This window comes from Halolamina pelagica (genome assembly GCF_001307315.1).
GTDB classification, from domain to species: domain Archaea; phylum Halobacteriota; class Halobacteria; order Halobacteriales; family Haloferacaceae; genus Halolamina; species Halolamina pelagica_B.
Genome location: NZ_LGUC01000001.1, coordinates 1,288,000 through 1,311,275, shown reverse-complemented (window position 1 = coordinate 1,311,275; position 23,276 = coordinate 1,288,000). Strand labels below are relative to the sequence as shown.

Genomic DNA, 23,276 nt, shown 5'->3' with positions numbered 1-23,276 from the left:
GCGGTTCTCAGTTCCCGAGCGCTCGCTCCACGCTCGGGGACGTTTCACTACCGACCATCGACAGGATTCTTCACGAACCACTACGAGCGGCCACGTGTGGACACCGAAGAGGCAGCCCGTGCCGTCGACGACGCCGTCGTACGGCTGCAGGAGCGGTGGGGGCCAATCACCGTACAGAAGTCCGAATGGCACGTCGACACCGCGACATACGACGCCACCGCCGAGCGCGCAGCAGCGGGAACCATAGGCGGCGCCGGCGCGTGGGTTCGCCGGGAGTGTGGTGGGACGACAGAGGCCCTGATGGTCCGCGAAACCGACCACGGTGGCTGGTCCGAGCCGGCGGGCAAGCAGGAGCCGGGGGAGTCACTGGGCGCGGCTGCCTGCCGTGAGACGTACGAAGAGACTGGCGTCGAGTGCCGGCTGACCGGCCTCCTGCGCGCTGAACGCGCGGTCCACGTGACCGACGGGGGTGATCGGCCCCCGCTCCCACGGCTCATCGTCGTATTCGACGCCGAACACCTCCGCGGGGAGCCACAGCCGCGGGACGACGGAGTCGACGAGGCGGCGTGGCTGGCCGAGTTTCCAGAACCCCTGCGATACGCTGGCGTGACGGACCTCCCGCTCTAGATGACGCCGGTCGTCTCGGCCACGTCGCGGGCCGCCTTCTCCGTGATGCCGTCGCCCAGCACCGTGTAGCGGTCACGGATCTCGTGAGCGCTGGTCATCGCCTCCAGCAGCTCCGCCTCGCTCACGTCCAGATCCGCCGCCGTCGTCGGCGCGCCGAGGCTATCGAGCGCGGCCCGGATGTCCTGCCACAGCCCGCCCGGCCCGTCGTGGAGGTACGCCGTCATGATTGACGCGACGCCGACCTGATGGCCGTGAAGCGCCCGGCCGGGGGCGATCCGGTCGAGTTGGTGGGAGATCAGGTGTTCGGCGCCCGAGGCCGGCCGCGAGGAGCCGGCGATCGACATCGCAACGCCGGAGGAGACCAGCGCCTTCACGACGATCCACGCCGACTCCTCCAAGCCGGGCCGGATCAGGTCGGCGTTGTCGACCAGCATCTCCGCGGTCATCTGGGAGAGCGCGCCGCCGTACTCGGAGTACTCGACGCCTTTCAGTCGCTTGGCCAGCTTCCAGTCCGCGACGGCAGTGTAGTTCGAGATGATGTCCGCACAGCCGGCGGTCGTGAGCTCCCACGGCGCGTCGGCGACCACCTCGGTGTCGGCGACGACCGCCAGCGGCGGCTCGGCGGCGACGGAGTGCCGAGTGTCGCCCTCCGGGATCGAGCCCCGGCCCGAGACGATCCCGTCGTGGCTCGCGGCGGTCGGTACCGAGACGAACCCCACGCCGAGTTCGTCGCTGGCCATCTTCGCGGTGTCGATGGGCTTGCCGCCGCCGAGCCCGACGAGGTAGCCCGCCTCGGCGTCCTCGGCGGCGTCGATGACTTTCTGGACCTGCGCGAAGCTCGCCTCCTCGACGACGACGGTCTCGGACGCCGGAAGCTGGTCGCGGACGCGGTCGCCGACGATCCGGTTCGGCGAGGGGCTGGTGACGATCAGCGGGGTACCGGTGAGGTAGAGCTCACCGACGGCGGCACCGAGCTCGTCGAGCATGCCGTGGCCGACGACGACGTTCCGGGGGAGCCGGATCCACTTCGATTTGTCAAACATGCACCGGAGGTCGGGTGCAGTCGTGAAAAGCGGTTCGTCAGTCGTCGCCGATCAGGCGAGCACGCGCCACGCTTCGAGGAGGAAACTGACGCCGAACCCGCCGAGCACCAGCGCACTGAGAGCGGCGACGGCGGGGGCAAACGAGTCGACCCGGCGGCCGGCCTGGACGAGCGCGGCCGGAAAACAGGCCAGCCAGAGGGCGATCCCGCCGAACAGGCCGACGATCAGCGCGGGGCTGCCCGTCTCGACGACGAACACGCCCGTCAGCGCCTCGCCGACGAAGGGGACAACCGCGAGCACGTCCAACCGTCCGGGGTCGAGCAGCCCGACGCCGACGGTCAGCCAGAACAGGATCTGGTAGGGGTTCGTGAGCGCGAGCACGAACGCGCGGCGGAACCCGGTCGATTCGCCGAGGTCGACCGGCGCGCCCGTGTCGTCGGTCGCGTCGGCGTCGGCGCCTCCCTCGCCGTCCGTCCCGACCGCGTCGTCGCCGACCGACGACGGCGCGAACGTCGCCCTGACGCTGTTCGCGGCGCCGTAGGCGAAGTAGATCATCAGCAAGCCGCCGACCCCGAACAGCACGCCCTGGAGGGTCGGGTACTGTTGGACGACGCTGACCACCCCGGCCAGCGCGAGCAGGAAGAAGACGAAATCGGCCAGCCCCGCGCCGAGCCCGGCTTTCAGCCCGGCGGCCCAGCCACGGAGCACGCTCTCCTCGGCGATGACTGCGTTCATCGGGCCCGGCGGCGCCGCGAGGGCGAGGCCGAACGCGGCGCCGGCGACGAGCGACGGAACGACATCGATCACGGTCGGAGGGAGGGCAGGAACTGCGAAAAAACCGCCTGATTCCTCACCGGCGGCGCAAGACGCCGACGATCGCTGCGAGGGCCAGCGCCGCGATCGCGGCGTAGAGCACCACCGTCGGCGCGCCGAGCACGACGGCCCCGAACGCGAGGAAGACGACGGCGGCGCCGGCTTCGATGTAGTGTGTCGGCAGTACGGCCTCCACTCGCTCGCCGATGACGGCGTCGACGCCGGTCCGGAGCGCCAGCGCGCCGACGACGCCGACGAACACCGACACGGGCGCGTCGGGGAACGTCGCCGCGAGGTTGATCGTCAGTAGCTGGGTCTTGTCACCGAACTCGGCGAACAGCACGAACAGAAACCCCGTCAGCAGGCCGCCGTAGCGGCCGATCCGCGCGAGCAACGCGTCCGGGACGATCATCCCGGTGAGCCCCATGTCGAGACCCGTGCCCGACGTTAGGGACTCCGACACGTCACCGTCGCGGAACCCCTGGATCGACGATCGAGCGGTCCAGACCCCGAAGACGATGAACAGCCCCCAGTGAGCAGCGTCACCACGCCCGCGGGCAGTATCGAGACGACGTACTGGCCGAACGCGACTTCGAGCGCCGACCAGAGCGCGAACGCCCCCATCGCGCCGACGAACACGTTCTTCGCGTCGTACCGGGTCGCGAGCGTGATGACGACCAACTGCCCCTTGTCGCCGAACGTGGCGAGCAGGTTCGCCAGGAACGCGGCCGCCAGCGGCCCGTGTTCGGCGTAGCGACCGACGACGGCGTCCAGCCCCGACTGTAGCGGCAGCGCGATCGCCCCCGGCACGCTCAGGCGACCTCCTCCGTCGCCGACCTGACTCGGATCGCGTCAGCGATGTCCTCGGGGAGGCTCTGCTCGTCGCCGTCCGCGAGGCGGACCGTCACCATCCCGAACGGGGCCACGTCGACGATCTCGATCGTGGTGTTCGGCGTGAGCCCCGCCGCCGCGAGGTAGTCGAGTTCGTCCTGCTCGCGGTGGTGCACCCGGGAGACGACGACCCGATCGCCGACGGCAAAACTGCTCAGCCGCTCGCCGGCCGCCTCGTCGACCGGTTCGAGCGTCTCGGTCGGGATCGGATCGCCGTGGGGGTCGACGGCAGGGTCGTCGAGCGCCTCGGCCATCCGGCGCTCCAGGTCCTCGCTGATGTGGTGTTCGAGCGTGTCCGCCTCGTCGTGTACCTCGGTCCAGTCGAAGTCGAGATGTTCGGCGAGATACGCCTCCAACAGGCGGTGGTGGCGGACCACTTCGAGCGCGACCGTCTGGCCCTCTTCGGTGAGCTCGACGCCGCGGTACTTCTCGCGGTCGATCAGCCCGCGCTCGTCGAGCTTCTCCATCATGCTCGTCACCGTCGGCGACGTCTTGTCGAGATACTCCGCGACGGCAGAGGTAGAGACGGGGGCCCCTCCTGGCGTTGGAGGACGTATATCGCTTTGAGATAGTCCTCCATCGCGTCACTTAGCATGTCGAACGCTACGTTTCACCGCGTCAAAAGAACCACGGTCGAACCGCCGGGCCGCGGCCGGGAACTGTGGAGTTAAGCACCCGGAACACGTAGTTGGCGCTGAATGAAACTCCGACGCGCCCTCAGCTTCGCGACTCTCGGCATCGGCGCCGCCGCGGCCACGAACGCCCTCCTCCGACGCGACGCCGGCGACCTCCCACCGGCGCTCGACGGGATGCAGCGCACCTACCGCTGGCGCGGCATGAACGTCGCCTACACCGAGGCCGGGGATCCGGCGGATCCGGATCTCGTCCTCCTCCACGGGGTCAACGCCGCCGGCTCGTCGGGCGAGTGGCGCGCGGTGTTCGAGGAACTCGCCGAATCGTACCACGTGATCGCGCCGGATCTCCCGGGCTACGGGCGCTCGGATCGGCCGCCGGTTCGGTACTCCGCGGCGCTGTACGAAGCGTTCGTCGAGTCGTTCCTCGGCGAGTTCGGCGACGACGAGGGGCCGGCGGTGATCGCCTCCTCGCTCTCGGCCGCCTACGCGGCCGAGGCCGCCCAAACCGTCCCCGTCTCGCGGTTCGTGCTCGTCTGCCCGACGACCACCACCGGGCCCGGCGGCGGGACGTGGGTACGTGAACTGGTCCGAGCGCCGCTGGTGGGCGAGGCGCTGTTCAACGCCGTCACCTCCAAGCCCGCGATCGACTACTTCAACGCCGACCACGGCTACGCCGACCCGGACGGCCCCGACGAGGAGTGGGCCGAGTACGAGTGGCGAACCGCCCACCAGGAGAACGCGCGGTTCGCCCCCGCCGGCTTCCTCGCCGGGGACCTCGACACCGACCGCGATCTCGGCGCGACGCTCGCCGCCCTCGACGTGCCGACGACGATCGTCTGGGGCCGCGAGACCGAGATGACCCCGGTCGCCGAGGGCGAGGCGCTCGCCCGCGACGCGGGCGCCGAACTGCTCGTGTTCGACCGCGCGAAGCTGCTCCCCCACGTCGAGCGCGCCGACGCGTTCCTGAACTACGTGCTCGACGGCGAGCTCCCCGACGACTACTCGGTGGTTCGGGAGTACGATCCGAGCGAAAACGCGGAGCCGGCAGTCGAGAACGACGCCGACGAGGCCGACGCCGAGGACGCGGTTACTTCCGATTCGTAACTGTCGGGTCGTCCGCCCCCTCGGCTCGCTGTTGGCCGAGCGTGTCGAACCCGAGGAGCCGGTTCAGCGGGCATTTTTGCACGAGTCCAGTGACCAGCAGTACGGCCCCGACGAGGAACACGGCCACGGCGGTGAGTGCCTGAGGTAGCGGGCCGACTGCGAGGGTGAACAGGCCGGCATAGCCAGCGACTCCTGCGAGGATCAGGGCGGGGCCGAGGACGAGCCGGGCGATGCGGTCAGTGCCTCCGACGTTCTTTTGCATAATCTCTCCCCTACAGCTACGGGCTCTCGATAGATAAAGCAGGTAGCTGTTGCGCAGCCGAGAGGAACGACCGCCGCGTCGGGGACCATGGTCGTCGAAGGTGTCAGCCACCCCCCCGCTTTCAGCTCCGATGCCGGATCCGACACTGCGCCCCGAACCGATACTTGGGTCCCCGTCTGTCTTCGACGATCGCCTACACCGGACGCAGCATCAGCACGTCGTTCCCGGTGGTCTCGCTCGCACCCACGGCGGGTTCGACGTCGTCGCCGATCTCGACCGTTCCCGGCTCGGCGTCGACGACGCCGGTCAGCCTGATGGCGCCGAAGTCGGCGACGACGGTGTCGTACGGCGCGTCGGCGTCGAACGACGGCGCCGGGACGTGGACGGTCGTGACCGCTGCGACCGTGCCCGATTCGGGCAGGGACTCCTCGGAGAACTCGGTCGAGCCGCAGTCCGGACAGATCCGCCGCGGTGGCAGCAGCCCGTGGCCGTTCGCGCACTCGAGGTAGTAGCCGTCCTCGGCGGCGAACGCGTGCAGCCACTCGTCGAAGCCGGCGTCGCTCATTCTGCCACCTCCAGGACGTGAACCACTGCAGAGGCCACGGTCCCGCCCGCGTTGTGGGTGACGCCGACCTCGGCGTCCGCGACGTGGTCGCTGTTGGGGTGGTCACCCCGGAGCAGCCGGGTCATCTCAGCGATCTGTGAGCCGCCGGTCGCGCCGACGGGGTGGCCCTTCGCCTTCAGGCCGCCCGAGAGGTTGACGGGGCGCTTCCCGTCCGCTCGCGTTTCACCGCGCCGCGCAGCGCCGAGGCCCTCGCCCGGCTCGTAGAGGCCGAGCGACTCGATCGCGAGCACCTCCGCGATCGTGAAGCAGTCGTGGACCTCCGCCAGATCCACGTCCGTGGCGTCGATGCCCGCCTCCTCGTAGGCCATCGCCGCGGCGTCGTCGGCCGCGGGCGTGCGGGCGAGGTACTCGCGATCCTGCAGCGCCATCCGGTCGGTGCCCTGGCCGGTGCCGACGACCGCCACCTCCGCCGAGAGGTCGTGCTCGGCCGCGTACTCCTCGCTCACGAGCACGATCGCCGAGGCGCCGTCGGTGACCGGACAGCAGTCGAACAGCCCCAGCGGCTCCGCGACCGGGGGCGCATCGAGCGCCTGCTGGACGCTGATCTCGCGCTGGTACTGGGCGTACTCGTTGGGGATGGCGTTGTCGTGGTTCTTCGAGGCGACGTTCGCCAGGTCGGTTTTCAGCTCGTCCTCGTCCACGTCGAACGCGTCGGCGTACGCCGTCGCCATCAGCGCGTACGCCCCGGGGAACGTGACCCCGGCGCGGATCTCGAACAGCTCGTCGGCGGCGATCGCGAGCGCCTCTGTCGTCTCCGGCGTGTCGTTGTTGGTCATGCGCTCCATCCCGCCGGCGAGCACCACGTCGGCCTCGCCCGAGCGGACGGTCCGGACCGCCTCGCGGACGGCGACGCCCGCCGACGCGCAGGCCTCCTCGTAGCGCGTCGCCGGACAGTCGAGGCCGGCAGCCTCGGCCAGCAGCGGTGCCATGTGGCCCTGCTCCTCGAGCAGCGAGCCGGCGAAGTTGCCGACGTTCAACTGCTCGATGTCGTCGAGCGGGACGCCCGCGTCCTCCCGCGCGTTCAGCGCCGCCTCGGCGAACAAGTCGCGGCCGGTTCGGTCGGGGTGCGAGCCGAAGTGAGTGAGTCCCACGCCGGCTACGCGCACGCCAGTCATGCCCAGCCGTTGGCACGGTTCAGCTAAAGGCCTGCCGGAGTCGACAGCGCAGGCGCGTTCCGGCAAGCCCTTCCCGCGCCGGTTCCAGGCTCGAACTATGTTCAGCGACGCGTTCGTCGGACTCGCCTGCACCGACTGCGGCGCCACCCTCGCCGTCGAGGACGCCGACCTCGAGACCATCGCCGGCGCGGGGCCCTGCCCGGACTGTGGCGCCCCCCGGACGCCCGAGTACGACCTCGACGCCGTCGACCCCGACGCGGTCAGCGCGGGACTGCGCGCCTGGGATCGCGACGCGGTGCTTCCGTTCGACGCCGACGCGGCGCTCTCGGCCGCGGAGGGCGGCACGCCGAGCGTCGACGCGCCGCGAGTCGCCGACGAGCTCGGCCTCGCCGGCGTCGCCATCAAAGACGAAGCGCGCAACCCGACCGGCTCGGTGCTGGATCGTGGGCTCTCCGCGGCCGTGACCGCGGCCGACGCCGCCGACGCCGACCTCGTGGCCTGCGCGTCGCCGGGTAACGCCGGCCAGTCGATGGCGGCTTACACCGGCCAGGTGGACCTGCGCTCGTACGCGTTCGTCCCCACGCGCTCGCCGTTCTCGAACAAGGCGATGGTGAACGTCCACGGCGGCGAGATGAAGGTCGTACCGGGCCGGCTGGGCGACGCCGTCGACGCGCTCGCCGAGCAACTGCAGTCCGACTACGTCGATCTGGGGGCGTTCGCGACCCCGTTCCGCCACGACGGGCTGAAAACCGTCGCCTACGAACTGCTCGCCGACCGTTGCTGGGACGTGCCGGACGCCGTCGTCGTCCCCGCGGGCACGGGCGAACTCGTCGTCGGCGTCGTCGACGGGCTCCGGGAGTGTGTCGAACTGGGGCTGGTCGACGAGCTTCCCCCAGTGTACGCCGTCCAGGCGGAAGGCTGTGCGCCCATCGCGGCCGCGTGGCAGGCCGGCAAAACCGAGACCGAGCCCTGGGAGACCCCGGACACGATCGTCGGCGAACTCGAAGTCGCGGACCCGCCGGGCGGCGCGCCCGCGCTTGCGGCCGTCGCGGAGACCGGCGGCGAAGTGCTGACCGTCGAGGACGCCGACGCGCTGGAGAGTGCAGTCGCCGTGGCGTCGACGGAGACGGTGGAGGTGGGGCTGGCCGGCGGCGTCGCCGCGGCCGGCCTGTGGGCGCTCGCCGAGGACGGGCCCCTCGGCGCGGCCGACGAGGCGGTCGTCGTGAACACCGAAGCGGCGACGAAGGCGCCGGACGTGCTCCGGAGCCACCTGATGGGGCAGGGCGTCTGACCGGCCCCGACTGATCAGGCCTCGAGTCCCCAGTCGTCGTCGGCGACCTCGACCCGAGCAGCCTCCTCGTCGTCGACGATGGCGCGGAACGCGAACGCCTCGTCGTTCCGTTCGAGTTGGATGTCGATCCGGCTCGCGTCGGCGGTGAACTCCTCCTCGATCCGGTCCGGCCGCCCGTCCTCCCGGTCGGTGGCCACGCCGTAGTCACCGTATCTGAACTGGGTAGTCGTCTCGATAAACCCGTCCTCGTCGAGGATGTCGGCGTCGACGCCGTCGTGACTACTCGTCTCGCGGACGACGAGCGTGTAGGTGGCCATCACACTGTCGTTTGGTGGCACGTACCAAGAAAACAGCGGTCCCCGTATATTCACCACGACAGCAGTCAGTGTCGGCCCTCCCGAACGGACCCACGAACGGATGGCCGGCTTCCGGGACGCTTTCCCCTTCGGCCACGAACGGTCGGCCATGTCCGACAGCGCGCTCGTCGTCGGCGGCACCCGGTTCGTGGGCCGCCACACCGTGGAGGAACTGCTCGATCACGACTACCACGTCACCATCTTCAACCGCGGCAACCACGACAACCCGTTCGCCGACCGCGAGAACGTCGACCACGTCGAGGGCGACCGCCGGGACGAGACCGACCTGAAGGCCGCCAAACTGTCGGTCGAACCCGATATCGTCATCGACTGCGTGGCGTACTACCCCGCGGACGTGGCGATCGCGACCGACGTGTTCGCGGACGTGGACGGGTACGTGTACATCTCCTCCGGCGACGCCTACGGGGTCGAGGAGATCCCGAAACGCGAGGACGAGACGCCGATGCGGCCGTGTACCGAGGAACAGGCCGTCGACGAGTCCGGCGAGACGTACGGCAACCGCAAGGCAGAGGGCGACCGGAAGGTCGTGGAAGCGGCCGAAAACGGCGTGAACGCGATGTCGGTCCGGCCGTGCATCGTCTACGGGCCGTACGACTACACCGAGCGGATGGACTACTGGCTCGACCGCGTCGACAGCTACGACCGCGTGGTCGTCCCCGGCGACGGGCAGAACGTCTGGCACCGCGCGTACGTCGAGGACGTGGCGAGCGCGCTCCGGGTCGTCGCCGAGGAGGGTGAGCCGGGGGAGTTCTACAACGTCGGCGACCGAACCGCGGTCACCCTCGACGAGATGCTGGAGCTGATGGCCGACGCGATGGACACCGAGATCGAGGTCGTCCACGCGGGCAAGCGCGAACTCGCCGCCGCCGGTCTGGACCCGGAGTCGTTCATCCTCTACCGCGACTACCCACATCTCCTGGACACGGACAAGCTGGCCGCCCTCGGCTGGTCGTCGACGCCGCTCGAGGAGGCGATGGCACGGACCGTCGAGGAGCACCGCGAGTCGGACCGCGACGGGAGCGAGTACGACCCCGGCCGCGAGAACGAGGAGACGGTGCTGTCGGTGCTCGATACGGTCTGAAACCGGCACCCGGGCCCGCCTCGGCCGCTCAGAACTCCGTCGCCCGACTCTCCTCGCTGATACCGGCGACTTCCTCCTCCAGCCACTCGCGGAACCACTTCACGCGCTTGAGCCGCTGGTGGCCGATCGACTCGGCGGTGTCGCTCTCGACGCGCTCGCAGTGTTCCTTCCCGCGTTCGAGCACGCGGTCGACCATCTCCGCGGCGTCCATGTGGGTGCGGGCCTCGTAGCCCATTCGCAGCAGCATCAGGACGGTTCCGTTGGCGCCGACCTTGTCCAGTACGTCGCCCTCGATCAGGCTCTGGGTCTCGAGCGACACGTCCGAGAGCGGCCCCTGGTAGGAGTGGTCGGCGACGACGCCACAGACCTCGTCGATGAACGAGTCGGGGAAATCGCCCCGACTCTGGAGGTACTCCCGGGCGACCCGGGCGCCGGCGTCGGCGTGGCGGTCCTGTTCCGCCTCGAGTTTGGCCACGTCGTGGAACACGGCCGCGACGCGAACCACGTGGACGTTCGCTCCTTCCTTCTCCGCGATATGGGTCGCGATCTCCACGACGTTCCGAATGTGGTTGAACCGGTAGTCGGCCGAGTGCCACGGGTACCAGCGCATCCGGCCGCCGTCGTCCTCGGTCTCGACGCTCGCGGCCAGGTAGTCGTGGACGAACTCCTCCATCGCGGCGAACTCCTCGGCGGTGACCGGTGCGTCCCTTATTTCGACGCCCATGATCCCCCTCCGGATGTGGTCGGACAGCGTACGTAGTTCATTACCGGAAAGGAGGGTCGTTTCGCTCTTAGTCGTTGCGGGACGGGCAAACACGCGATTTCGGCGCTTCGTCGGCCGATATCCAGTTCGGGCAGGGCGGGTCGGCCCGCGACCTTGCTGGGGACCGAACCGTTAGGTGCGTCGGGATGCTGCCCAGCGGTATGACCGAGCAGCCCTATCTCGAGGACGCCACCGTCCGAGAGTTCGAGGCGACCGTCGAACGCACCGTCAGCGACGACCGCGTCGTGCTCGACCGCACCCACTTCTACCCTGAAGGGGGCGGCCAGCCTGCCGACCGCGGTACGATCACCGGCACCGACGGTCGCGAGTGGGCCGTCGTCGACGTGCAGAAACACGACGGGATCCACCACTACCTCGAACCCGGCGAGGGCGTGGAAGCGGGCGAGCTCCCAGACGCTGGATCCACGGTCACTGGCGTCCTCGACTGGGAGCGCCGGTACAGCCACATGCGCTACCACACGGCCCAGCACCTGCTGTCGGCGCTGCTGCTCGAGGAGTACGACGCCGAGACGACCGGGAACCAGGTCCGGGCGCACAAGGCGACGCTCGACTGCGCCTACGAGCGCTTCCACGACGACGAACTCGCCCACATCGAACGGCGGATGAACGAGCTGGTCGAGCAGGCCCGAGCCGTCGACTGGTACGTGCTGGACCGGTCGACCGCCGAAGAACGGCTGGACCCCGAGCGGACCCGGCTCTCGCTGCTGCCGGACTCGATCACGGAGATCCGGATCGTCGAGGTCGGCCCCGACCCCGCGAGCGACGACGACGAGCCGTTCGACCGCACGGCCTGTGCCGGCACCCACGTTTCGAACACCGAGGAGATCGGCGCGGTGACGGTCACCGGCCGCGAGACGAAGGGCAGCGAGGAGGAGCGGATCACCTTCGAACTCGACTGAGAACCCGAACGCGTCGGGCACAGCAGCCGCGTGTCGTCGACGGCGCAGTCACGCTTTTGGTCGTCCCCGAGAACGACCGCCCATGACCGACGACGACCGTTCGCTCTCGACGCTCGGCCGTATCGCGCTCGGGCTTGGCCTCGCGCTTCAGGCGACCGAGGACTTCCGGGATATGGAGGACACCGTCGAGTACGCCGAATCGGCCGGCGTCCCGATGCCGGAGACGCTCGCGCCGCTGGCGTCGGGGTCGATGGTCGCCGCGGGGCTGGGGATCACGCTCTGGCGGTTACCGCGGCTCGCGACCGCCGCCGCCGCCGGCTTTCTCGCAGTGGTGACGCCGACGATGCACGACTTCTGGAACGCCGAGGGCGACGGCAGCGGCGACCGCCTCGCCTTCTTCGGGAACCTCGCGATGCTCGGCGGCGTGCTGGTGTTCCTGCGGGAGGCGTGGCGACGGGACTGAGAAAACGGATCGCCCGCGAACGTTCGCTGCCGGCGTCAGTCGTCCGTCGGGCCCTCCAGCACCGACGGCTGCTCGGCGACCGACGCGGAGGTGACCGCCGAGACGCCGACGACCAACACCAGGCCGACGACCATCCCGACCACCGACGACGACCAACCGGCGAAGTTCTCGACGACGCCCGGGACGACGACACCCAGAACGGTCATCGTCTCGCCGGCCGCCGGCGTGAACGTCGTGACCATGTAGAACAGCTGACTCCCGAGGATCGCCGCGAACATCCCCGACAGCGTCGTCCGGGACCAGTAGAGGGCCACGATCACGGGGGTGCCAGCTGGGCGAACCCGCCGAAGGCAGTGTCGCCGATCACGAACAGCGACGGCGGGTTGAACAGGCTGGCGACGAACGCAAGCGTTGCGAACACGGCGACGCCGACGCGGGCGATCAGGTCCTCGCGGCGCTCGCTGGCGTCGGCGTTGACGAACGGGCGGTACAGGTCCCGCGTGAAGTACGACGATCCCGAGAGCAGCATCGAGTCCGAGGAGGACATCATCGCCGCCATCGCGCCCGCGACGACCAGGGCCGCGAACCACGTCGGCGTGTACTCAGCGAGCAGGCCGGGGAGGATGTTGCCGCTCTCGGGCATCGCCACGCCGAGGCCGGCCGCCCACGCGCCGAGCATGAACGCCGGAACGAACAGCAGGAGCACGACGACGGGCCACAGCGCCATCGTGCGCTTCAGGACTTTCTCGGAGTTCGCGACGAAGAAGCGCTGATTCACCTGGGGGAACATCGCGACGCCGAAGGCGATGCCGATCGCCTTTGAGAGCATCCACGGCAGCGAGTAGGCGCCGCCGCCGAACAGCGACGGCGAGGACGAGCCGTCGCCCAACGCGAGGAACTCGGGGTTCGCCGACGCCATCGCGTCCGTCGCGGCGCCGATGCCGCCGACCGCCGAGAGCACCCAGACGAACGCCGCCCAGACCATCGTCAGCATGAACAGCCCCTGCAGCGTGTCGGTCCAGGCGACGCCGCGCATCCCCGAGAGCACGACGTAGACGATCATGAACACGGTGATCAGCCCCGCGCCGGCCCAGTAGGGGACGGCGCCGTTCGTCAGCGCCGAGAGCGCGCCGCCGGCACCGACCTGCTGGAGCATCACGTACGGGAACAGCCAGAACAGCGAGACGAGCGCGACCGTGGCTCGCAGCACCGGCGAGCCGAACCGATCGCCCAGCATCTCACCAAGCGTCACGTAGCCGTGGGCCTTCCCGACGAGCCACTGCTTGTAGCCGACGACGTACCAGAGCACACCGAAGATGATCCCGTCCATCAGCCCCATCACCAAGATCCACTCCGGTCCCAGGCCGTAGGCGATGTTCGGCCCCGCGAAGAACGTGAACGCCGACAGGAGCGTGGCGAACGTCGTAAACAGCAGGACGACCGTCCCCAGCGTCCGCGAGGCGAGGTAGTAGTCCTCCGCGGTGCGGTCCGTGAGCCGGTAGGCGACCAGTCCCACCCCCAGCGCGAGCAGGAGGTAGGCGACGACGATACCGAGCTGGATCGTCACCGCCGACTGAAGCGGCCCCGCGGGTGCGAGCGACGCGGTCACGCCGACCACCCCCCCATCCAGACGCCCCACCCACGTTGGGTGAACACGGCGAAAGTGATCGACGCCAGCACCATCCAGCCGATGTGCCACCACAACCACACCGGGAAGCCGGCGACGACTGTCGAGTCGTTCCAGAGGAACCACGGAATCGAGAGGGCCGCGAGCAGGAGGAACGCGGCGCCCCACGCCACCGATGCAGTACGAGTCGGCATTGTGGAGTGGATTTCTCATCTACCAGTGATAATAGTACCGGAACAGCGAACACAGGAACATCTTGAAGAAAATTCTCTTTCAACAAGGGCTGTCGGTGGGCGACAACCTCCAGAAAACGCCACGGCGGGCGGTGGGCGGCGCCGTCGCTGTCGGTATCTCGAACGGCGGGAGAGAACGCGAACAGCGTCTCAGTCGTCGGCGTCGGCGCGGCCGCTTCCGGGGATCGTTACCTCCGCGAGGTTCGCCTCGATCTCCTCGCGGCGCTCCCCGAACCGGCCGGGGAGGACCAGTCTGTCGCCCAGTTCCGCGAGCGGTTCGTCGCTGTCGTAGCCGGGGCCGTTGGTGGCGAGTTCGAACAGCACGCCGGCGTGTTCACGGAAGTAAACCGACCGGAACCAGTGACGGTCGACCTGCGAGGTGGGGTTGAGCCCGCGCGAGCGAACGGCTTTGCGCATGGCGTCCTGGTCGGCATCGGTCGGCGTCTGGAACGCGACGTGATGGACGGTCCCGTGTCCGTTCCGGCCGCCCTGAACCGTCGGCACGACGTCGACATACGCCCCGACCGGTCCGTCGGCGGCGAAGCGCGTCCGTTCGTCGCCCGGGGTGTCGTCCTCGGTCTGCTCGGTGCCCACGCGGTCGAGCCCCATCGTCTCCAGGAGTTCCTGTGTCGGGTCGGGATCGGCGAGCCAGAGCGTCACCGAGTGAAACCCCCTGATTGCGGCCGACTCCGGGACGAACGCCGTCCACGGCACCGTGGGATCGTCGTCGCCGATCGCGGTCGCGACCAGTTCGAGGGGAGGCCGTCGGGGTCGCGGAACGGGAGGACGGTCTCTGCTCGCGGCTGATCGCCGCTCGCTTCTGCCGAGGCGCTTCGCGCCTCGCCGCCGAAGCGCTCGACGCGGTCGTCGTAGTCGACGCCGTACTCGTCGAAGCGCGCCTCCCAGTAGTCGAGACTCCCCTCAGGAACACGGAACGCGACCCGGGAGACCTGCCCGGAGCCGACCGTTCCCTGGGGGAGATGCTCCCAGGGGAAGAACGTCATGCTCGTCCCCGGCGTCCCCTCCGCGTCGGCGAAAAAGAAGTGGTAGGTGCTCGGGTCGTCCTGGTTGATGGAGCGCTTGACGAGGCGGAGCCCCAGCGTCTCGACCCAGAAATCGAGGTTCTGCTGGGGGTCGCCGGCGACGCAGGTGACGTGGTGGATGCCCGGTGTGGGCGTCGGATCGGCCATACCGGCTGTACGCCCTGGAGAAACTTCAGTACGCGCTGACGTGAGGGTTACTTGGGGGCGTCGACGCCACAGCGAGATCTCTCACTCACCGACGTTCGCGGGAAGATAGTCCCGGGCGGATTCGATACGAGAAGGTATTAATCCTCTCTACCAGAAAACCCGACCACGCGTGCCATCGGTCAATGACCCAAACAACGATAAAAGTAGGCTCGAATCCCGCATCGAAGATGTTCAAGACCTCCCCCGGGAAGACCGTCAACTGCTCCAATACTGGCTCTCGAACTTCCGCGACAGCAACGCCGACAGCACTACATTAGCACACCTCGGTCACCTCCTCACGCTCCAAGAGGAACTCGACGTGCCACTCGCTGAAGCGACGAAATTCGACTGGACAAGCGTCGTCACAGATCTGTCGAATAGACGTGGGTGGACTTCAGGGACAAAACGGAACTATCAGAAAAGCATTCGGTCGTTCCTCGATGCCGTTGAAGACGACGTGCCCGCAGACAAGGACGATATCTCCCTCGCAGAAGACGACTCTGGGGGCAAAATCGAGGAAGAGGACATTCTCTCGCCTGAAGAAGTGCGAGTCCTGATTGACGAAGCCAGCAACCGCGCACGTGACCGGGCAATGTTCTCTACGTTAATTGACCTCGGTCTCAGAGTCGCGGCCCTCTGCTCGCTGCGTGTCAAGGACTTTGAGTTCGAAGACGGTGCGCGAGTCGGGGAAATCACCGTCAACGGTGACGCTTTAGGGCAGAAAGGGAGTGGCGGACGAACACACGTCGCCACGATCAGTTCCGGGCACATTCGCAGCTACTTGAGAAACGAGCACCCACGTCCAGACGACCCTGAAGCGCCTCTATTTCACAAAATCGGCAGGCATTACGACCCAGATGATCCGGACGACGACGGGTCAATCGGCCCTGCACTGTTCAGGCGCCGTATGAAGCGGTTAGCGCGAAACACGGACATCGACCCCTCGAAGCTGCATCCGCACAACATGAAGCACGCAGCCGTCACAATATGGGCCCTGCGTGGTATGTCCGACCGCGAAATCGAATATAGGGCTGGCTGGGCGCGCGAATCTGGGCAACTGAAACGCTACGAACACCTGACCGGCGACGACGTGAATAGCCAGATTTTGGACACGCTTGGTATTGAGGCTGAAGAACGGACGGGTATGAAGGTCGCCCCCATCGAAAATTGTCCTAACTGTAACATATCTGTCGATACTGCGATGCGATTTTGCCCACAGTGTGGCCAGCAGTTGGAGCAAGATATGCGTCCGCAGTGGTTCACGGAGTACCTCCAAACGTTCGGCCAAGAAGACCCGCTCGTCGAAATATTACTTGACTCACCATCTCAAATCGTTCGAGACCCAGCAGACCTCCCCGAATCGTTGAAATCGAAACATCAAGACAAAATCGAGAACGTCGTCGGTCACTCCCTGATGGGTTCGGCCAGTCCTACCGACGATGAGACCGTTCCGATATCACTCCCGCATGCCGACGAAGATGGTGAAACAACTGTCTATGTTCCGTTCGGGGTGTTGAAAGAGCATGGTGGCGACAACCTCTCCGTCGAGCGAACCGACGACGGGCTACGCTCTCTGATCGATTCAGAAGGGAACGTAGTAGTGACGGTAGACCCGCTCGGCATCAACTAAGCACCACTACTCTTACGAATCAAAATCTTATACCCCTCCAACACCCGCACCGCAGAAACCACCCGACTAACCCCAACTACCAACGTGATAGGGGAGAAACCGGGCGTACATCTGGAGATTCGACCGAACTGAATCTTCAAGTTGGTCGCGACAACGGTAGTGACGCCGCGCCACCTTTAAATATCGCCCGGCGAGCGCGCGATATATTCGCAGAACAGCGGTTTTTCTGTCTTATCACGTTGGTAGTCGCGTCGCAACATTTGTTGCCGATTTCGATATATCACTATTCTCCCCCGAATCTGCGGAGAACGACGTCCGTTCTCGAAAATACTCGCTCGGATTGCCATGTATGACCGGTCAAAGGGAACCAAAGATACCCCGATCATACAGAAAATACAGACTGGAAACGACGGTGTCCACCGGAAAGGGAGGGATAGCAAACGCGACCCACAGAACGCTACCTGAGAAAACTGAAAAGAACTAGGGGTGCCCAGAACTACTTCCGACGACCAGGCGGCATTACATTCGCATACTTATTCTTATTCCGTTGGTACCGACGATATCCCTCAACCGATTCGTACTTCTCGATGCACGGCGCACACAGTTCACTATCGTCGGTAGACCAATACCCACAGGCGATGCACGGGTCGGGCGCGTTCTCATCGTACCACTCCTGCAACTCCTCTCGGCAAGGAGGACACACGACATGCCCTTCTGGGCCACCCAATTTGACATCAGCCGACTCGACACCACACTTCTCGCAGATATCCGGATTACTCTGATTCTTACACACCATGTACCGACTCTCAGTACTCTCATCGACGAAGACCGGGTCAACACCCTCGGCACGTTCCAGCTCGTAATACCAACCGGCGTCTTCACCGGGAGCTTCACTCATCGGACTCACCCTCAGCCAGAATCTCATTAGCTGACTCGACGAGCGTCACCCTGTCACCATCATCTGACAACACCACTTTGCCTTCCTCGTCGAGTTTCCGGAGGATAGCGTCAATCTCACTGCGACCGAGCGGGCTATTGTGCAGATTACCTGCGACAGCTTTCACAGCCACGGTATCCATGTCGTGCGACATCGCATACCGGATACCGTCCACCACTGTCCGGCGAGCGCTATCATCCCCGCCGCCGTCGTCGGTTTCGACAACGTGGTAGACGCCGCTCTCGTCTCGTTCCACCTCACCGCTCTCCTCAAGCGTGTCGAGGGCCTCAAGCACGCCGGTCAGATCTGGGCCGTCACGACAGTGCTCAACAATCGCCCTGTAATTGGCTTCTGAGTCGTTTTCTCTGTTCAGGTGTGCGATGACACTCTTCGCAGTGACTTCCATCACAACACGGCTCTCATCGCCTGTATCTTCCTCTTCCGACTCAGACTCTCCGTCAGTATCGTCCTTCTGCTGACCCTCAATACTCGAGAGAATCTTCTCACCGGAACGCTCCCCTTCGAGCACCTGGAGGCCACGTGGAGACAGGGAAATTCCCGTATAGGCGTACTCTGTGCTACCGTTGAACCGACGCTGTTTCCGCTCAACGTCGAACTCACGAATGTTCTTCAAGGCAGTCCCGAAGTCCGAGGACTCCTCGAATTCGGTACCCATGGGAAGCCCTTCCTGCCGAGCATACGCTCGGAGGCACTCACGGGCGTCATCGGTCTTCACTTGACCATCTTCATCTGGCACGAAGCACGCCATTGCAGCCGCGTAGAACGGCTCAGCAGCCTTCTTCATCTTCTCCCGCTGCTTCGACGCACCGTCAACGTTCGGCCACCACTCGCCACCATTCAGGGCATCCTTCAGGTGCTCGACGCACAGCGCGAACAGTCCTTTCAGCTCTTCCTCAGAGGCGATATCGTCCAGCAGTTCCTCTTCAGGGACGTAATCGTCGTCGCTGGGGTGGAATTCGTTGGGGAAGTTAATCATCGCCCAGCGACTCCACACCGCGTGCGTGTCCTCGTCGAACTGCGGCACCTCGTTCACCGCGAACACCATCGACGCCTTGTTCTTGAACGTGAATGAGTTCTCATAGAGGCGACGTGCCCGGATCGGGTCACCACCTGTTGCCTTCTTGAAGATGTTCAAATCGGTCAGCGCCTGCGACGAGATGTCCGACCCGATGTTCAGCCGCTTCCCGTATAGCTCCGCAGCAGCGTGCTCGTCAGCTGCGATGTCCGCCAGCTCAACGTTCGATACCTTGTCCTTCTGCTCGTCTTCCTCGACAAGTTCACCCTCGAGGAATGCTTCGAGCAGGCGCAGGAATACGGACTTCCCGTTACTACCGTCGCCGACGAGCATGAACGCCTTCCGCGTCGGATAGGCGTTCAGCAGCGAGTGCGCGGCAATGTGAATCAGCGTGTCCACGTCGCCACCATCAACGATGGATTCGAGGAACTCACGGATTTCAGGACAGGACGCCTCAGGGTCATACTCGTGCTCGATGCGCGACGCTTTCGTGAAGAATTCGTCCGGCGTGCAGTCGCGAACGTCGCCGGTGCGGAAGTCGAGGATTCCGTTGTCAATCACTGCTTCGTACCGCGGTGGGCTGAACCAGGCGTCGTCGAGTTTCATCGCCATGCGGTCAACGTGCCCGAGAATCTCGGACAGCTTCGCGTTCCGCAGGTACTTCCCGAGCACATCTTCGAGCGCCGACTCGACAATGGCCTTGCCGCGCGGCGTGTAGATGCCTTCCTCGTTGCCCTTGTATACGTACAGGGCGTCTCTGACGCCAGAGGCTTCGGGGTGCGGGCGAACGCAGTTGTAGTGGTCAACGACAGCTTCCGCGATGCGGTGCAGCGCTTCGGTTTCGTCGTATTCTCCGTCTTGCCAACGTTCGACTGTGGTGCCGACGCTCCACAGGAAGTCGTGGTCGTCGTCGTCTTCGACGAAGTCGCTGATACCGCTGTCGTCGCTTGGCGTTGATGGTTCGGCCTCGAAAATCTCGTCGAACGCGCGCTCCCAGTCAACATCTTCGGTGTCGGGCTCTGGAAGATTCTCTTGGCCTTCTTCGATTGCTTCGCCAAGTGTCCGACCGTCGTCGGAACCGAACATTCCACCGCTGACGTTCTCGTCGACATCGTCGCTTCCGTCGTCGATGGGGGCGCCGACGACCCCGACGGTGTCGGTGTCGCCACCAAATTCGATGTCGTCGTTGTGACCGTTTTGGTTGGTTGATTGCTGTGCTTCCGAGTCGTTGCCGGGACTCTCGTCTCCGGCGGGAGGGCTTGCAGTCATTTCGATAGCTCCGTTGACCCGAACGGGGTGCGAGCCCCGTCGGGGTTGATTGTGGGTATTGCTCGAATTTATAAATATCTAATGGAGGTTGTGAAAAATATAAGTAGGACGCGCACAATCTAGCAGTTCGGGGCGTGGCACCCCAAGAAAAGTCACTTCGATAGCTCCGAAGACCCGAATGACATCAAACCATGCCACACTCGGGCAGGGTTGCGTCCTGCCCACCCATTCATCCCCGCTCATCGACACCCTATCACCGGTATTAATCCATGGTAGTAGCAAGTTTTAACTTTAGCCAGATGCTAGAAAGAATCGAAGACGGCGGGTCGAACCCACGTCTTCGCCTGATAGCTCCGAAGACCCGAATTCATTTCGGGCGGGGGTTGCGACCCGCCCACCCGTCTTCTACTGACCTCACAATCACTAACCGCCACCCCTGTAGCCGCCCGTAACCCATCACCCGGTTATACATCGGCCCTTCCGCTATCTTGCGAAAACACCCTCGGTGTAATCCCCGTCACCGGGGTGCGACCAAACTTTCTCCCATACCATTCTACACTCCGTCAAACTCACTTCTACCACCCCTCCCATCCAAAGTTTCACCCTCCCCGGTTACGGGGGTTACACCCCAACGCCGGCTGCCGATTCTTTCGTCACCCCCACCTGGTTACACCCCGGCAACCCCGGTTACACCAAGCTCAACTCTCTGCTCGATCCCCGAGACTCTTGCTGCGGTCGCTGTCGCTGTGGCTGTCGGGTCTCTGATGTCTCGCTGCGGTGCTGTCGGTGGCCGGAGGCAGCGGTGGTGGTAGGGGAGAAAAGGCGGCGTGGACGGCATCGCTTGCCGGCTAGCATTTATTCGAAACTTCAACTGCTTGGAGTTTATTGCTATCCGTGCCCTACTGTCACATCTCCTCTGATTGGCCCTTGACAGGATCGCGTCAACAACGAATTGCCCTCCTCGAACGGTTGGTGGTTGATATCCCCCTTTTCTCAGGGGTTCATGCTAGCTTCAACGCAGTTAGTTGCTCCATATCCCCTCCTTTCCGTTTCGATGTTCTCGACTCACACCTGACTTCGTCACTGTCGAACCCCGCACCTCGTTTCACGACTGTTTAAAGAAACCCGATTATAGGCACAGGTTGTTTCGTCACTGCGCCATTCTACCCCAGTCCCTAAAACTAATACTACCCGGTGACACGATTCGGTCGGGGCGACCGATTACGACTGCTCCAGGTCGTGTACGTTATCATTGATTCAGGTCGCCCCCAGCTTCCCTCCCACAGAATTAACCCCCGAAACCCCTCTATTAGCATAGAATAACATCTGAGAATAAGTTGCATAACCAAACAGCAGTCGACATAGATCCCGACCCTGACCGTGACCCTGTTCGATGCACCAACTGCGGCGAGCACGCCGGCCTCGAATTAATTGACGCATGGTGTGACCCCGACGGGGTTATCGATCCGTGGACGTGCCCGGATTGTCCCGCTGACTCCTTGTTTAGGCCTGTTTTAGTCACGAGAGAGGCGTTTAGACCAATCGTATTCATAGCCTTGACCGGCACAACACAGAATATGGCCGGTGGGTCGCTCGAGGAAGAGATGCTCAGAGCGGTCGCATACTATCACCCTATCGACCACCACAAACTCAAAAGCGTGCTCGCGGATCGTCGCGGCGAGTTCGACTTCGAGGCGTTCAAAGCCGCGAGAAGCAATCTAACCGAACTTGGGATGATCGAACACCCGCTAATGGACGAGCACTACTATCTGACCGAGGAAGGGTGGCGGGCGTTGGGGGCGGAAACGCCGTTGGAAACGGAGGAGAGCTGGTCTACAGTCTTATACTAGCCGGTCGCGCAGGCTCGCATCAGGGACAGTGATGAGCCTGCTTGACCGTCTTCGAGAGAAGGTATCGCAACCGCAAGAACAGCCGGCGAGCGCCAATATCCCACCGTCAGAAGCGTATTCCCTCCTCCAAAACGAGCGCCGTCGTCACATCATCCAGTTCCTCACGGAAAGCGAAGATCAGGAGGTTCCGGTGAGTGATATCGCCGACCATCTGTCGGAGTTGGGCGATGACCGGACTGCCTGCTACGTGTCCTGCATTCAGCAGCACATCCCCCGGTTGTCTCAGTCGGTCGTCGATTACGACGAACAGGCCAAAGTCGTCCAGGTTCGCCAGGAACTGTACGCAGTAGCGGACGCGCAGAACGCGGTCGAAGAAGCCCTCAACTAGCGCCCACCGGCTGGCCGGACGTCACGCCACCTGAACCACATCGACTCCCCGCCGTCGCCCTCAACTCGGTACTCAACGCCGTCGCGCTCGTCACCGGTCTCGACCCCAGCATCGTCCTCCCGCACAGCAACAACGGTACCGAGCGTGTCGTGCCAGCGGTCGTGATCTGGGTCGGTCTTGTCTGGGATGTCGATGCGTACGCGGTCGCCTTCGGCGAATCGCTGCATCGTCAGAGTTCAGTGAGCTTCGCCTGGTGCGACTCCCCGAACTCCTGCGGCACCGGTAGTTGCTTCAACACCGTCGATTGCATCCGCAGGAAACCGTTCGCTGCGCGCTGGCAGTTCGCCTCCAACCATGCTGTGGCATCTGGGCCGTTCAGATACTCCTGAAGTTCCTTCATCTCGACTGATTCCTCTGGAATCAGGTAGTAGACGCTGTGTCTCGGCACGACCTCGCCGGTGTCGTCCCGCCAGAAGTGCGGTGACTCGGTAATGTCCTTACAGACGAGTTTTGGCTGGAGGATGTCTTCCATCGGCGGGTTTTCGTGCCATGCATACCAGCGCTTGCCGTGCTTCTTGACGCACGACCGGTCTTCGAGACGGTCGCGATTGAGTTCGGCCCAGTCGCCGAACGCTCCGAGTTCGTCCTCGGGAGGGAGGTTCCCGTCCTCGTTGTAGGCGCTGATGAACACTTGGCCGCTGTCGGGGCCGTCGTTGATACGCAGTTGTTTGCCGCTGGTCGTCGGGTACGTCCAGTCCTCCAGTTGCGGCGCAACCTCGTCTTCATCGACGACGAACACGCTGTCTGCCCCGGTCGCAACACCGCAACTGATGCGTTCGCACACGTCCCGAGGGTGACACCGGAGTCAATGTCGGGAGCGCCGCCTCGGACAGTTGCTGCCCAGCTCGACCCATCTGACGAAAGAGAAACAATGCGTTCGTCACCTTCTCGCGTGATGATGCGGGTGTCTGTCGGTTCGGCGTTGTTGACGGTCGTGATGACGGGGAACGTGATCAGCTGACCGAACGAGTCTTCGTCGACGTGATCGATCTCCTCGATATCGTACG

Annotated in this window: 22 protein-coding genes and 3 pseudogenes; 9 read left to right on the top strand and 16 right to left on the bottom strand. The window is 65.0% G+C overall.

The features are described from left to right. Positions 1-96: 96 nt before the first annotated feature. Positions 97-627 carry an NUDIX domain-containing protein gene (locus tag SY89_RS06915; protein ID WP_054583662.1) on the top strand — a complete coding sequence of 177 codons (531 nt, stop codon included), beginning with the start codon at positions 97-99 and terminating at the stop codon, positions 625-627. On the opposite strand, the gene SY89_RS06910 is transcribed toward SY89_RS06915, so the two are convergent. The 5 genes and pseudogenes from SY89_RS06910 to SY89_RS06895 all read right to left on the bottom strand — a co-directional run bounded on the left by SY89_RS06910 (position 624) and on the right by SY89_RS06895 (position 3,969). Beyond that, positions 624-1,670 carry an NAD(P)-dependent glycerol-1-phosphate dehydrogenase gene (locus tag SY89_RS06910; protein WP_054583661.1) on the bottom strand — a complete coding sequence of 349 codons (1,047 nt, stop codon included), beginning with the start codon at positions 1,668-1,670 and terminating at the stop codon, positions 624-626. The genes SY89_RS06915 and SY89_RS06910 overlap by 4 nt on opposite strands. A gap of 51 nt (positions 1,671-1,721) precedes the next feature. After that, positions 1,722-2,477 carry a LysE family translocator gene (locus tag SY89_RS06905; protein ID WP_054583660.1) on the bottom strand — a complete coding sequence of 252 codons (756 nt, stop codon included), beginning with the start codon at positions 2,475-2,477 and terminating at the stop codon, positions 1,722-1,724. Between the two features lie 43 nt (positions 2,478-2,520). Further along, on the bottom strand, positions 2,521-2,910 hold the full coding sequence (locus tag SY89_RS17620) for a TMEM165/GDT1 family protein (protein WP_204374427.1): 390 nt from the start codon (positions 2,908-2,910) through the stop codon (positions 2,521-2,523). 20 nt (positions 2,911-2,930) lie between these two features. Then, positions 2,931-3,293, bottom strand: coding sequence for a TMEM165/GDT1 family protein (locus SY89_RS17615; RefSeq protein ID WP_204374426.1), 363 nt, complete (start codon positions 3,291-3,293; stop codon positions 2,931-2,933). 2 nt (positions 3,294-3,295) lie between these two features. Further along, a pseudogene (locus SY89_RS06895) lies at positions 3,296-3,969 on the bottom strand (metal-dependent transcriptional regulator). 103 nt (positions 3,970-4,072) lie between these two features. On the opposite strand from SY89_RS06895, the gene SY89_RS06890 reads away from it, so the two are divergent. Continuing rightward, positions 4,073-5,113, top strand: a complete 1,041-nt coding sequence (locus SY89_RS06890) for an alpha/beta fold hydrolase (protein WP_054583659.1) — start codon at positions 4,073-4,075, stop codon at positions 5,111-5,113. On the opposite strand, the gene SY89_RS06885 is transcribed toward SY89_RS06890, so the two are convergent. The 3 genes from SY89_RS06885 to SY89_RS06875 all read right to left on the bottom strand — a co-directional run bounded on the left by SY89_RS06885 (position 5,097) and on the right by SY89_RS06875 (position 7,115). Next, positions 5,097-5,375 carry a YgaP family membrane protein gene (locus SY89_RS06885; protein WP_054583658.1) on the bottom strand — a complete coding sequence of 93 codons (279 nt, stop codon included), beginning with the start codon at positions 5,373-5,375 and terminating at the stop codon, positions 5,097-5,099. The two genes, SY89_RS06890 and SY89_RS06885, sit on opposite strands and share 17 nt — an antisense overlap. A gap of 193 nt (positions 5,376-5,568) precedes the next feature. Further along, the gene (locus tag SY89_RS06880) at positions 5,569-5,940 is read right to left on the bottom strand and encodes a Zn-ribbon domain-containing OB-fold protein (protein WP_054583657.1); all 372 of its coding nucleotides are present in this window, start codon (positions 5,938-5,940) and stop codon (positions 5,569-5,571) included. Then, positions 5,937-7,115, bottom strand: a complete 1,179-nt coding sequence (locus SY89_RS06875; protein WP_054583656.1) for a thiolase domain-containing protein — start codon at positions 7,113-7,115, stop codon at positions 5,937-5,939. Before SY89_RS06875 ends, SY89_RS06880 begins: the two co-directional genes overlap by 4 nt. A gap of 97 nt (positions 7,116-7,212) precedes the next feature. Between SY89_RS06875 and SY89_RS06870 the strand changes: the two genes are divergently transcribed. Continuing rightward, entirely contained in the window at positions 7,213-8,406 is a 1,194-nt protein-coding gene (locus SY89_RS06870) for a pyridoxal-phosphate dependent enzyme (RefSeq protein ID WP_054583655.1), read from the top strand. Between the two features lie 14 nt (positions 8,407-8,420). Here the strand turns inward: SY89_RS06870 and SY89_RS06865 are convergent, their stop codons facing one another. Continuing rightward, positions 8,421-8,723, bottom strand: coding sequence for a hypothetical protein (locus tag SY89_RS06865; protein ID WP_054583654.1), 303 nt, complete (start codon positions 8,721-8,723; stop codon positions 8,421-8,423). Between the two features lie 148 nt (positions 8,724-8,871). On the opposite strand from SY89_RS06865, the gene SY89_RS06860 reads away from it, so the two are divergent. Continuing rightward, a complete protein-coding gene (locus tag SY89_RS06860; RefSeq protein WP_054584682.1) occupies positions 8,872-9,864 on the top strand; it encodes an NAD-dependent epimerase/dehydratase family protein in 993 nt (330 codons plus the stop codon). Positions 9,865-9,892: 28 nt separating this feature from the next. Here the strand turns inward: SY89_RS06860 and SY89_RS06855 are convergent, their stop codons facing one another. Next, entirely contained in the window at positions 9,893-10,588 is a 696-nt protein-coding gene (locus SY89_RS06855; protein WP_054583653.1) for an HD domain-containing protein, read from the bottom strand. A gap of 200 nt (positions 10,589-10,788) precedes the next feature. Here SY89_RS06855 and SY89_RS06850 point away from each other — a divergent pair, with 200 nt between their 5' ends. Further along, complete coding sequence (locus SY89_RS06850) at positions 10,789-11,547, top strand: alanyl-tRNA editing protein (RefSeq protein WP_054583652.1); 759 nt, start codon at positions 10,789-10,791, stop codon at positions 11,545-11,547. 82 nt (positions 11,548-11,629) lie between these two features. Next, the gene (locus tag SY89_RS06845; protein WP_054583651.1) at positions 11,630-12,010 is read left to right on the top strand and encodes a DoxX family protein; all 381 of its coding nucleotides are present in this window, start codon (positions 11,630-11,632) and stop codon (positions 12,008-12,010) included. Positions 12,011-12,045: 35 nt separating this feature from the next. Here SY89_RS06845 and SY89_RS06840 read toward each other — a convergent pair. The 3 genes and pseudogenes from SY89_RS06840 to SY89_RS06830 all read right to left on the bottom strand — a co-directional run bounded on the left by SY89_RS06840 (position 12,046) and on the right by SY89_RS06830 (position 15,060). Continuing rightward, positions 12,046-13,619 (bottom strand): annotated as a pseudogene (locus SY89_RS06840) (sodium:solute symporter family protein). Next, complete coding sequence (locus tag SY89_RS16495) at positions 13,616-13,831, bottom strand: DUF3311 domain-containing protein (RefSeq protein ID WP_054583650.1); 216 nt, start codon at positions 13,829-13,831, stop codon at positions 13,616-13,618. The pseudogene SY89_RS06840 and the gene SY89_RS16495 overlap by 4 nt, the downstream one beginning before the upstream one ends. A gap of 189 nt (positions 13,832-14,020) precedes the next feature. Next, a pseudogene (locus tag SY89_RS06830) lies at positions 14,021-15,060 on the bottom strand (VOC family protein). Between the two features lie 169 nt (positions 15,061-15,229). Here SY89_RS06830 and SY89_RS06825 point away from each other — a divergent pair. Then, positions 15,230-16,729 (top strand): tyrosine-type recombinase/integrase, encoded by a 1,500-nt coding sequence (locus tag SY89_RS06825; protein ID WP_189319124.1) that lies wholly within the window; start codon positions 15,230-15,232, stop codon positions 16,727-16,729. An 890-nt stretch (positions 16,730-17,619) separates the two neighbouring features. On the opposite strand, the gene SY89_RS06820 is transcribed toward SY89_RS06825, so the two are convergent. Then, on the bottom strand, positions 17,620-19,971 hold the full coding sequence (locus SY89_RS06820) for a DNA primase family protein (RefSeq protein WP_054583648.1): 2,352 nt from the start codon (positions 19,969-19,971) through the stop codon (positions 17,620-17,622). A 1,337-nt stretch (positions 19,972-21,308) separates the two neighbouring features. On the opposite strand from SY89_RS06820, the gene SY89_RS18195 reads away from it, so the two are divergent. Together SY89_RS18195 and SY89_RS06810 are read left to right on the top strand one after the other, a co-directional pair. Next, complete coding sequence (locus tag SY89_RS18195; protein ID WP_239685530.1) at positions 21,309-21,821, top strand: hypothetical protein; 513 nt, start codon at positions 21,309-21,311, stop codon at positions 21,819-21,821. A gap of 31 nt (positions 21,822-21,852) precedes the next feature. Continuing rightward, positions 21,853-22,209: a DUF7344 domain-containing protein gene (locus tag SY89_RS06810; protein ID WP_144427158.1), complete on the top strand. Its 357-nt coding sequence runs from the start codon at positions 21,853-21,855 to the stop codon at positions 22,207-22,209. On the opposite strand, the gene SY89_RS06805 is transcribed toward SY89_RS06810, so the two are convergent. Both SY89_RS06805 and SY89_RS18190 read right to left on the bottom strand, forming a co-directional pair. Beyond that, the gene (locus SY89_RS06805) at positions 22,206-22,436 is read right to left on the bottom strand and encodes a hypothetical protein (RefSeq protein ID WP_054583645.1); all 231 of its coding nucleotides are present in this window, start codon (positions 22,434-22,436) and stop codon (positions 22,206-22,208) included. The genes SY89_RS06810 and SY89_RS06805 overlap by 4 nt on opposite strands. A 2-nt stretch (positions 22,437-22,438) precedes the next feature. Continuing rightward, positions 22,439-23,053, bottom strand: coding sequence for a TaqI-like C-terminal specificity domain-containing protein (locus SY89_RS18190; RefSeq protein ID WP_239685670.1), 615 nt, complete (start codon positions 23,051-23,053; stop codon positions 22,439-22,441). Between the last annotated feature and the right edge of the window lie 223 nt (positions 23,054-23,276).

What these genes read in the sequence shown, in the direction of transcription:
- SY89_RS06910 (WP_054583661.1), bottom strand. Translation starts at nt 1,670, where the DNA reads ATGTTTGACAAATCGAAGTGGATCCGGCTCCCCCGGAACGTCGTCGTC.
- SY89_RS17620 (WP_204374427.1), bottom strand. Translation starts at nt 2,910, where the DNA reads ATGGGGCTCACCGGGATGATCGTCCCGGACGCGTTGCTCGCGCGGATC.
- SY89_RS06890 (WP_054583659.1), top strand. Translation starts at nt 4,073, where the DNA reads ATGAAACTCCGACGCGCCCTCAGCTTCGCGACTCTCGGCATCGGCGCC.
- SY89_RS06885 (WP_054583658.1), bottom strand. Translation starts at nt 5,375, where the DNA reads ATGCAAAAGAACGTCGGAGGCACTGACCGCATCGCCCGGCTCGTCCTC.
- SY89_RS06880 (WP_054583657.1), bottom strand. Translation starts at nt 5,940, where the DNA reads ATGAGCGACGCCGGCTTCGACGAGTGGCTGCACGCGTTCGCCGCCGAG.
- SY89_RS06875 (WP_054583656.1), bottom strand. Translation starts at nt 7,115, where the DNA reads ATGACTGGCGTGCGCGTAGCCGGCGTGGGACTCACTCACTTCGGCTCG.
- SY89_RS06870 (WP_054583655.1), top strand. Translation starts at nt 7,213, where the DNA reads ATGTTCAGCGACGCGTTCGTCGGACTCGCCTGCACCGACTGCGGCGCC.
- SY89_RS06865 (WP_054583654.1), bottom strand. Translation starts at nt 8,723, where the DNA reads ATGGCCACCTACACGCTCGTCGTCCGCGAGACGAGTAGTCACGACGGC.
- SY89_RS06860 (WP_054584682.1), top strand. Translation starts at nt 8,872, where the DNA reads ATGTCCGACAGCGCGCTCGTCGTCGGCGGCACCCGGTTCGTGGGCCGC.
- SY89_RS06855 (WP_054583653.1), bottom strand. Translation starts at nt 10,588, where the DNA reads ATGGGCGTCGAAATAAGGGACGCACCGGTCACCGCCGAGGAGTTCGCC.
- SY89_RS06850 (WP_054583652.1), top strand. Translation starts at nt 10,789, where the DNA reads ATGACCGAGCAGCCCTATCTCGAGGACGCCACCGTCCGAGAGTTCGAG.
- SY89_RS06845 (WP_054583651.1), top strand. Translation starts at nt 11,630, where the DNA reads ATGACCGACGACGACCGTTCGCTCTCGACGCTCGGCCGTATCGCGCTC.
- SY89_RS16495 (WP_054583650.1), bottom strand. Translation starts at nt 13,831, where the DNA reads ATGCCGACTCGTACTGCATCGGTGGCGTGGGGCGCCGCGTTCCTCCTG.
- SY89_RS06820 (WP_054583648.1), bottom strand. Translation starts at nt 19,971, where the DNA reads ATGACTGCAAGCCCTCCCGCCGGAGACGAGAGTCCCGGCAACGACTCG.
- SY89_RS06810 (WP_144427158.1), top strand. Translation starts at nt 21,853, where the DNA reads ATGAGCCTGCTTGACCGTCTTCGAGAGAAGGTATCGCAACCGCAAGAA.
- SY89_RS06805 (WP_054583645.1), bottom strand. Translation starts at nt 22,436, where the DNA reads ATGCAGCGATTCGCCGAAGGCGACCGCGTACGCATCGACATCCCAGAC.